The organism is Mesorhizobium sp. M7A.F.Ca.CA.004.12.1.1 (genome assembly GCF_003997835.1).
In the GTDB taxonomy this organism is placed as follows: domain Bacteria; phylum Pseudomonadota; class Alphaproteobacteria; order Rhizobiales; family Rhizobiaceae; genus Mesorhizobium.
The window spans coordinates 1-1901 of record NZ_RZRK01001008.1; the positions used below are offsets into that span (position 1 = coordinate 1).

Below are 1901 nucleotides of genomic sequence, written 5' to 3' on the forward strand. Positions count from 1 at the left end.
ATCTCGGCAAGCCGTTCAACCCGCGTGAGCTCATTGCCCGCATCCGCGCCTCCTCGGGCGCCGAGCGCCTGAGCACGGCGCGGATGCGGGCAATGAGCTCACGCGGGTTGAACGGCTTGCCGAGATAGTCGTCGGCGCCGAGTTCCAGGCCGATGATGCGGTCGACATCTTCCTTCAGCGCGGTCAGCAGGATGATCGGGGTGTGCGGCTTGCGGTCGCGCAAGCCGCGGCAGATATCGAGCCCCGAGCCGTCCGGCAGCATCACGTCGAGCACGATCAGGTCGAATTGGCCTGAGCCAAGCCGTTGCTCGCATTCGCGCCGGTCCGCCGCCGCCGTGACGCGAAAGCCCTGGCTGTCGAGATAACGCTGGAGAAGCGTCCTGATCTCGCGGTCGTCGTCAACGACGAGGATATGGGGTTGTGACTGCATCAATCGTGCCCTTGCCTTGGCCACGATTATAGGAGGAGCCGCGCCCGAGCGGCATGGAAAATTGCAACCGAACGTTTCCGGGGGCCCGAGGGAAACATTCGGAAACAAATTGCCCTTTTGCGGAAACCTTCGGCAACACGCCGACGCGAAGCGGACAAAGACGCTTCCTATCCTCTGAACTGTCCGAAGCATGAGAGAAAGGAACATCTTTATGCGAAGCAGACTTCTTGCGCTCGGCCTGTTTTCCGTCGCCGCAATTCACCCCGCGCTGGCAGCGCAGCCAGATCCCGGCGCCGGACCAGGCGAGCCGCCACCTGTCGTGGCCATGCAGGACGGCCCAGATCACGGCCCGATGGCTGGACCCGGCCCGCATGAACCGATGCGGCCTGGTTCGCAGGGTTTCGGCCCACAGGGCTTTGGCCCCCGCCGCATGGGTCCGCCGCCGGAGTTCATGCTGGCCGCCCGGCTCGCCGCGCTGGAGACCCGCGTCGGCATCCGCACCGAACAACTCGACGCCTGGCGCGACTACACCAGCGCGCTGCAGGCGGTGCTTTCGCCGCCTCGACCCAACCACGGGCGGCCCGGTAGTGCTGAAGCGAAGGGTCCCGACGCGGCGGGTCCCGGCGGCAAGCCTGATCCTTTCGCGTTCCAGGAAAAGCTGGCCGACGATGTCACCGCCCGCGCGGTTTCGGCCGGTAAACTGAAGGACGCGATCGCGGAACTGCGTGCCAAGCTGACGCCCGAACAACTCGAAGTCCTCGCTTCGGCGGAACGCCCCCATGGATCACCCCCCGGTCCCTGGGGCGGGCCGCCGAACGATGCAGCCGGCCCCAGAGGCCTGCCCAACGATGGCAGGCAGCTCTCGCCCCAGCCCGGGAACGACTGACAACTCTGACCGACTGCACCGGCCGGCCCGGTACCCAACCCGTTCTCGGGCCGGCCGGTTCTCCGGGGGATGGCGGGCGTATCTCCGCCATCCCTCGTTTCAATCACGTCCAGTTCGAATGACGCCAATTCGAACCATGCAATGGAAGCACGACAATGTGGGAAGCCATGATCATGCTGCGGCTGCTCGCGTCCGCCAGCCCGAGGCTCTCGTTCGGTCCTGCCGGGCGCGATATGCCGCTGGCCCTCCCGGTCGACACGCTGAAGGGCGCGATCCGCCTGCGCTTCGCCGCCTGGCGGCTGTCGCTTCCGCTCTCGCAGCCGCTCGACAACCATGGACATCATGACCGCAAGATCGCGTGAACTCCGGCAAGGCGCTTGGCATGTCCTCGCTGATCGGCATAATGATGTTGGTGGGCATCGAGGCCAGCTACTCGACTTTCGAGCAGCTCCGGCCGCCGAGAAGGAGCGCGACATGAGCCGCTTCCAAGCATTGCTCGTCGCCGCCCGCCGACGGGTGCGGCCTATCATCATATGGATCGGCATGCCCCTCGACCAGGCGGTCCATTGCCAACGCGTACACAAC

General features: G+C 65.8%; 3 protein-coding genes. 2 read left to right on the forward strand and 1 reads right to left on the reverse strand.

Annotated elements, in window-relative coordinates; all coding sequences use genetic code 11:
- Positions 1–430 (reverse strand): response regulator (locus EN984_RS32905; RefSeq protein ID WP_127384281.1); only part of this gene is annotated, 430 nt, incomplete at its 3' end.
- A gap of 211 nt (positions 431–641) precedes the next feature.
- Here EN984_RS32905 and EN984_RS32910 point away from each other — a divergent pair.
- Complete coding sequence (locus EN984_RS32910) at positions 642–1316, forward strand: hypothetical protein (protein WP_127270463.1); 675 nt, start codon at positions 642–644, stop codon at positions 1314–1316.
- Positions 1317–1483: 167 nt separating this feature from the next.
- Positions 1484–1678: a hypothetical protein gene (locus EN984_RS32915; RefSeq protein ID WP_127396780.1), complete on the forward strand. Its 195-nt coding sequence runs from the start codon at positions 1484–1486 to the stop codon at positions 1676–1678.
- Positions 1679–1901: the final 223 nt, after the last annotated feature.

Bases quoted from the DNA above. Each gene is read 5' to 3' on its own strand.
- EN984_RS32910 (WP_127270463.1), top strand. From the start codon at position 642: ATGCGAAGCAGACTTCTTGCGCTCGGCCTGTTTTCCGTCGCCGCAATT.
- EN984_RS32915 (WP_127396780.1), top strand. From the start codon at position 1,484: ATGATCATGCTGCGGCTGCTCGCGTCCGCCAGCCCGAGGCTCTCGTTC.